The sequence below is a fragment of the Paraconexibacter sp. genome, assembly GCF_041602235.1.
Lineage (GTDB): Bacteria > Actinomycetota > Thermoleophilia > Solirubrobacterales > Solirubrobacteraceae > Paraconexibacter.
The window spans coordinates 1-6,028 of record NZ_JBFIGP010000237.1 but is presented as its reverse complement, the minus strand read 5'-3'; the positions used below and the strand labels follow the sequence as shown (position 1 = coordinate 6,028).

At 72.9% G+C, this 6,028-nt stretch carries 9 protein-coding genes; 4 read left to right on the top strand and 5 right to left on the bottom strand.

Annotated elements, in window-relative coordinates; all coding sequences use genetic code 11:
- Positions 1–378, top strand: a 378-nt coding sequence (locus ABYE80_RS15955) for a cytochrome P450 (RefSeq protein WP_372791295.1), incomplete at its 5' end; no start/stop codon positions are given.
- A gap of 10 nt (positions 379–388) precedes the next feature.
- On the opposite strand, the gene ABYE80_RS15950 is transcribed toward ABYE80_RS15955, so the two are convergent.
- Together ABYE80_RS15950 and ABYE80_RS15945 are read right to left on the bottom strand one after the other, a co-directional pair.
- Complete coding sequence (locus ABYE80_RS15950; protein WP_372791294.1) at positions 389–718, bottom strand: ArsR/SmtB family transcription factor; 330 nt, start codon at positions 716–718, stop codon at positions 389–391.
- On the bottom strand, positions 715–1,047 hold the full coding sequence (locus ABYE80_RS15945; RefSeq protein ID WP_372791293.1) for an SRPBCC domain-containing protein: 333 nt from the start codon (positions 1,045–1,047) through the stop codon (positions 715–717). The genes ABYE80_RS15950 and ABYE80_RS15945 overlap by 4 nt, the downstream gene beginning before the upstream one ends.
- A gap of 63 nt (positions 1,048–1,110) precedes the next feature.
- On the opposite strand from ABYE80_RS15945, the gene clpP reads away from it, so the two are divergent.
- The gene (gene clpP / locus ABYE80_RS15940) at positions 1,111–1,734 is read left to right on the top strand and encodes an ATP-dependent Clp endopeptidase proteolytic subunit ClpP (RefSeq protein ID WP_372791292.1); all 624 of its coding nucleotides are present in this window, start codon (positions 1,111–1,113) and stop codon (positions 1,732–1,734) included.
- Positions 1,735–1,749: 15 nt separating this feature from the next.
- Here the strand turns inward: clpP and ABYE80_RS15935 are convergent, their stop codons facing one another.
- On the bottom strand, positions 1,750–2,535 hold the full coding sequence (locus ABYE80_RS15935; protein WP_372791291.1) for an enoyl-CoA hydratase/isomerase family protein: 786 nt from the start codon (positions 2,533–2,535) through the stop codon (positions 1,750–1,752).
- 17 nt (positions 2,536–2,552) lie between these two features.
- Positions 2,553–4,442: a hypothetical protein gene (locus tag ABYE80_RS15930; RefSeq protein ID WP_372791290.1), complete on the bottom strand. Its 1,890-nt coding sequence runs from the start codon at positions 4,440–4,442 to the stop codon at positions 2,553–2,555.
- 92 nt (positions 4,443–4,534) lie between these two features.
- Here ABYE80_RS15930 and ABYE80_RS15925 point away from each other — a divergent pair, with 92 nt between their 5' ends.
- On the top strand, positions 4,535–5,158 hold the full coding sequence (locus ABYE80_RS15925; RefSeq protein ID WP_372791289.1) for a TetR/AcrR family transcriptional regulator: 624 nt from the start codon (positions 4,535–4,537) through the stop codon (positions 5,156–5,158).
- Between the two features lie 30 nt (positions 5,159–5,188).
- On the opposite strand, the gene ABYE80_RS15920 is transcribed toward ABYE80_RS15925, so the two are convergent.
- Positions 5,189–5,434, bottom strand: coding sequence for a hypothetical protein (locus tag ABYE80_RS15920; RefSeq protein ID WP_372791288.1), 246 nt, complete (start codon positions 5,432–5,434; stop codon positions 5,189–5,191).
- Positions 5,435–5,555: 121 nt separating this feature from the next.
- Between ABYE80_RS15920 and ABYE80_RS15915 the strand changes: the two genes are divergently transcribed.
- Positions 5,556–6,028: 2-oxoacid:acceptor oxidoreductase family protein (locus tag ABYE80_RS15915; protein ID WP_372791287.1), on the top strand; the 473-nt coding region annotated here is incomplete at its 3' end.

Below are 6,028 nucleotides of genomic sequence, written 5' to 3'. Positions count from 1 at the left end.
GAGGAGGGCCTGCGGTGCTTCCCGGCCTTCGGGATGATGGGCCGCGCGGCCACCAGGGACGTCGAACTGGGCGGCCAGCAGATCAAGGAGGGCGACCGCGTGCTGCTCTGGTACATCGCCGCGAACCGCGATCCCGAGCGGTTCCCCGACCACCCCGAGCGGTTCGACATCACCCGCCAGAACGTCGACGACCACCAGGCCTTCGGGGCCGGCGGCCGGCACTTCTGCCTCGGCGCGTCGCTCGCGCGCATGGAGCTGCGGATCTGGATCGAGGAGACCCTGAAGCGCTTCCCCGACATGCGCGTCGACGGCGAGCCGAAGCGCATCCGGTCGCTGTTCCTGAATCAGTACACGGCGATCCCGGTCGCGCTGCGGTGACCGCCCCCGGTCAGCCCGACGTGCCGCGCTCCACGGTCTCCTTCAGGCGGGCCAGCCGACCGTCCCATGCGGCGTCTGCTGCGGCGAGCCAGGTCGCGGCCGGCTCGAGCGCGCCCTCGCTCAGGCGGTAGCGAACCTCCCGGCCGCCGGCGGGCGCGCGCTCGACCAGCCCGGCGTCGTCCAGCACCGCCAGGTGCTTGGCGATGGCCTGCCGGCTCATCGGCAGTGCTTCGGTGAGCGCGGGGACGGAGGTGGTGCCGTCCCGCAGCAGGGTCTCCACCATGACCCGCCGCGTGGGGTCGGCGAGCGCGGCGAAGACGCTGCCGAGCGCATCCGTCATGCGTGGGCGAGCGCCCCTGCGTGCGCACGCGCCAGCGCGATGAGCGGGAACGTCGGCAGCGACTCGGTGACGACGACGCGGGATCCGTCGGGCACCGGAGCGACCAGCACCTCGACGCGGGTCGCCGGCTCCTCGCCCCGCCACCACCACCACACCAGGCGGAAAGGCGCCTCGACGACCTCGACGTGAACCTCACGAGCCGCGTCGTCTTCGAGCCAGCGCGCGCGGCCCTCGTCCGTGGCGAGCGCCTCCCACACCTCGTCGGGTGTCGCGTCGATCTCCACCTCGCGCCGCACCTGCATCAGCTCGACCTCCGTCCTGACAACCAAGAAGTTGCCATTGTGCCACACTTGATGACAACCATTTGATTGTCATACGGAAAGGACCCGCACATGCCCCTCGTCCCGATGGTCGTCGAGCAGTCCGCCCGCGGGGAGCGGTCGTTCGACATTTACTCCCGCCTGCTGAACGAGCGGATCGTGTTCCTCGGCAGCGCCGTCGACGACGACGTCGCCAACCTCGTCGTGGCCCAGCTCCTGCACCTCGAGAGCGAGGACCCGGACAAGGACATCTCGCTGTACGTCAACTCACCCGGCGGCGTGATCTACGCGGGCCTGGCGATCTACGACACGATGCAGTTCATCAAGCCCGACGTGCAGACCATCTGCTGCGGGATCGCCATGAGCATGGGATCGCTGCTGCTCATGGCCGGAGCACCGGGCAAGCGCTTCGCGCTCCCGAACAGCCGCATCCTGATCCACCAGCCCAGCGGGGGATACCAGGGCCAGGCCAGCGACATCGAGATCCACGCGAGGGAGACCATCGAGCTCCGTGAGCGCATCGACGAGCTCTACGCCCACCACACGGGCCAGCCGGTCGAACGGGTGCACGAGGACATGTCGCGTGACCGGTTCTTCACCGCCGAGCAGGCCCGCGAGTACGGACTGATCGACGAGGTGATCACCACCCACCGACTGTCCCGCTCGACGACCGGGTTCGGGGACCGGGCGGGGTGAGGTCGCGGGCGGCGCTCAGGGGAAGGCCGGCGGGCGCTTCTCGAGGAACGCCGCCGCGCCCTCGATGCCGGTGGGCGATCCGGCCAGCTGGGAGATGCTGTCGGCCTCGGCGGCGAGCTGATCGGCGAACGCGGTCCGCGAGGACGCGGCGAGCAGGCGCTTGACCGCACCGTGGGCGGCGCGCGGGCCGGCGGCCAGCTTGGCGGCGAGCTCCGCCACGCGAGCGTCCAGCTCGTCGTCGCCGACCACCTCCGTCAGCAGGCCGAGCTCCTTCGCCTCGTCCGCCTTGACCCGGCGGTTCGTGAGCATCAACTCGGTCGCGACGCGGTGCCCGACGATCCGCGGCAGCAGCCACGACGACCCGCCGTCGGGGGACAGCCCGATGGCCGTGTAGGCGACCGTGAACGATGCCGCGGGGGTGCCGATCGCGAGGTCGGCGGCGCACACGAGGCTCATCCCCGCGCCGGCCGCCGCGCCGTGCACCCTCGCGATCACGGGGGCGTCGAGCGCCGCGAGGGCCAGGAGGGCACCGTGCAGATCGGTGGCGAGGGCGTGCAGTGCCGCCTCAGGAGCGTCCGCGCCCGCGAAGTACTGGATGTCGCCACCGACGCAGAAGAAGCGGCCCTCCGAGCGCAGCACCACGACCCGGACGTCGTCACGCTCGGCGAGGCCTTCCGCGGCGGCCCGCAGCTCGCGGGCGAGATCCGGGCCGATCGCGTTCCCCGCGTCGGGCTGATCGAGCGTGATCGTCGCGATCCCGTCGGTGACGTCGAGACGGATCGTCGTGAAGTCGGTGGCCATGCGCGCAACCCTAGGGGTCACACGCCCGCCGCGACCCGCCGGCGCTCGCGGCTACGCCCGTTCGTCCGGGGTGCGCCCGGCTCGCGGACGGGGCCGGCCAGGTGCACCAGCCCGCGACCGACGAGCCCCACGATCCCGAGCGAGATCGCCAGGATCAGCAGCGAGAACGCTGCGACGACCGCGTCGGAGACGTCGTCCTTGCGCTCGCGCTGGAGGATCTGCTGATCGCTGATCAGCGCGCGCTCGAAGGACGCGGGCACCGGGACCTCGCCCACGGGGATGGCGGAGTCCGCCGGCAGGAAGATCGGCATCGCCGCCATCTCGCCCCCGCGCTGCAGCCGCAGCGCGGACTTCCACGTGCCGTGGACGGGCAGGACGGTGGTGCGGTAGACGCCGGGGGCGATCTCGGTCAGGTCGTCGACCCGCAGCGGCTCCTTGCCCTGGTAGGCGAGGGTGTGGAACCAGTCGGCGTCCTGCGCGGCGTCGGGCGGGTCCAGCCGGACGGTCGCGACGACCTGCCGCTCGGGCGCCGGCGACACCTCCTCGACGGTCACGGTCGCTCGGACGTCGGGCGCGCTCGTGGTCCGCAGGCCGGCGAACACGGCGAACACGACGAGCGCCGACAGGGCCACCCCGCCGAGCACGCTCCGGGAGCGGACGAGTGCCGCGCGGCGGTCGAGCCCGCCGTAGACGAACGCGCCCATCACGCCGCAGGCGACACCGACGGGCAGGGCGTAGGCGATGGCGGTCGGCAGCATGTGGCCCGGCCACGCCAGCGGCATCCACACCTTGCTCCAGCCGTACTCCGCCAGGACGCCGACGGTGCCGACGAGCGCGCCGCCGAGGGCGCCGAAGGCGATCGGCCGGCGCCGCGCGACGACGGCCAGCGCCGCGGCCTCGACCAGCAGCGCCTCGGCGAGGAAGAGCGGGAAGGTGGCGACGGCCTCACCGAAGACCGGGCCCACGAGCAGCGTGATGACGCCACGGACGGCCATGAACCACAGCGCGGCGAGCACGGCCGCTCCCGGCCCGGCGAGCGCCCGGACGGTGACGAGGCCGAACGCGGCGATCGCGGCGATGAGGATCGGATGGAAGACGAGCCGGTACTGCGGGACGCCGAAGTCGTACTCGCCCATGAAGATCGAGAGCGCGCCGAGCATGCCTCCGCCGAGGGTCGCGTAGTGGAGCTTGTCGACCAGCGCGTCGACGATCCTCGGCACGGGGACCAGCGGCCGGATCTCGCGGTCGGTGCCCACCCGGGCCCGGGCGGCGAGCACGCCCTCCCGGTACAGCATGGCGAGCGCCACGACGCCCGTGGCGGCGCCGGTCAGCATCTGCAGGTGCGTCGTGCCCCACAGCGAGACGTCCTGGCCGAAGAGGCGGTGGGAGACGTCGTCCAGCGGGAACCCGGTCAGCGCGACGGACCCGCAGACCATCGTCAGCAGGCCGCCGACCGGCACGTGCCAGTCGCGGGCCAGCCGCACGGAGGACGGCCCCGGCCGCTCGCCGCGTTCGGGCAGGACGAGCGAGAGCCAGCCCGCGCTGAAGATGCCGAACAGCCCGATCAGCAGGAAGTAGTGGGAGGGGTTCGCCAGCGGGCCCTCGTCGCGGCCGTCGTCGATGTGCAGCGACTCGTCCCATGTCAGGCCGAACAGCGCGAGCAGCAGGGTGGGCACGGCGACGACGAGCGGCAAGGCGGCCCAGGCCGGCAGGCGCAGCGCCCGCTCGGCGAAGCCGCCGATCCGGCCCAGGAGGGCCACCCGGCCGGAGCGGTGACCCAGCCCCAGGACGAGCAGCGCGCTCGTGAGGACCGTGGCGGAGAGCGTCACGATCAGGATCTGGCCGAGCTCGGCACCCCCGGCGGACGGGGGCTCGGCGGCGAGGAACGGGAGCAGCGAGGCGCTCATGCGCGCACCTTCCTACACCGTCGTAACAATGTCAATACTACGGTGACGTAGGTGCAGCGGCGCTCCGCTGCCACGCGTGCGAGGATGGACGCATGGCCTCCCGCCCACGTCGTCCCTACGCCCCGCGCATGGCGGTCGAGGACCGGCGTGAGCAGCTGCTCGACGCGGCGCTCGACATCATCGCCAGGGACGGCTGGACCGCGTTGACGATGGAGGCGCTCGCCCGCGAGATCGACGTCACCCGCCCCGTCGTCTACTCGGCCTTCCGCGACCTCTCCGCGGTCCTCGCCGCCCTGTTCAACCGGCAGGAGCACCGCGCCCGCAGCGTCGTCGACCAGGCCCTGCCGACCCGGGAGGATCTCGCCGACCCCGACGCGGCGCTCGTCCGCGCCGTGACGCGGTTCGTCGAGGCCGTCGCCGAGGACCCGCGCGGCTGGCGGCTCGTCCTGCTGCCCCCCGACGGGACCCCCAGCGCGATCCGTCACGTCGTCGAACGCAACCGCAGGACCTACGCCGAGCGCATCACCGAGCTCGTCGCCTGGGGCCTGGAGCAGCGCGGGGGTCCGGCCGGGCTCGACGTCGAGCTCGCGGCCCACTCGATCCTGGCGATGGGCGAGGAGGCCGGACGGCTCCTTCTCGTGGACCCGGAGCGCTACTCCCCCGCCCGCATGGAGCAGTTCGTCCGCACCGTGATGGGCGCGCTCGCGCGGGAGTGACGCACCCCGGCCCGTCAGGCCCGTGCCCGGTCAGCGGGCCGGCAGCGGCGGCACCCGGACGGTGACGGCCACCCGCGCTGGCCGAGGCTCGTCGGACAGCGTCAGGAACTCCCGCACGGCGCCGTAGCACCCGCAGTACGGGCAGCGCAGCTCATCGGCGGGCGTCATCCGCGGCGCGGTCGGACGCGTGGGGAAGTCGCAGTCCGGGCAGGCGAGCGTGCCGTTCCCCAGGTGCGCGGGACGCCGCTCGCGGAGCTCCTCGTGGTGCAGGGCCACCTCCTGAGTGTGGCAGGCCGCGACCTTCTCCCCCGAGGGTGGGAACTTCAGCCACCTACCGGGGGGTATCGGTGGGTTCGGAGCCCCGACGCGACCGTGCCCGCGGGTAACGTCGCGCGCCATGAGCACGGTGGAGGGGGGCGCGAAGCGCCACGAGGTGCGAGAGCGCGTCGTGGTGCGGTTCGCGGGCGATTCCGGGGACGGCATGCAGCTCGCGGGAGACCGCTTCACGGCGGCGACCGCGGCGCTGGGCAACGACCTCGCGACCCTGCCCGACTTCCCGGCGGAGATCCGCGCGCCCGCAGGGACGATCGGCGGCGTCAGCGCGTTCCAGATCCACTTCGCCTCGCGGGACATCCTCACGCCGGGCGACCGCCCGAACGTCCTCGTCGCGATGAACCCGGCGGCCCTGCGCGCGAACCTCTCGCTGCTCGACCGCGGCGCCACGATCATCGTCAACGAGGACGCCTTCACCGTCCGCGCCGTGCAGAAGGCCGGCTACGAGACCAGCCCGCTCGAGGACGACTCGCTCGACGCCTTCGCGGTCAAGCGCGTCCCGATGACGACGCTCACCCAGGCGGCGGTCGAGGGGCT

Coding starts and splice junctions, on each gene's coding strand:
- ABYE80_RS15925 (WP_372791289.1), top strand. CDS start 4,535: ATGGCCTCCCGCCCACGTCGTCCCTACGCCCCGCGCATGGCGGTCGAG.
- ABYE80_RS15930 (WP_372791290.1), bottom strand. CDS start 4,442: ATGAGCGCCTCGCTGCTCCCGTTCCTCGCCGCCGAGCCCCCGTCCGCC.
- ABYE80_RS15935 (WP_372791291.1), bottom strand. CDS start 2,535: ATGGCCACCGACTTCACGACGATCCGTCTCGACGTCACCGACGGGATC.
- ABYE80_RS15950 (WP_372791294.1), bottom strand. CDS start 718: ATGACGGATGCGCTCGGCAGCGTCTTCGCCGCGCTCGCCGACCCCACG.
- clpP (WP_372791292.1), top strand. CDS start 1,111: ATGCCCCTCGTCCCGATGGTCGTCGAGCAGTCCGCCCGCGGGGAGCGG.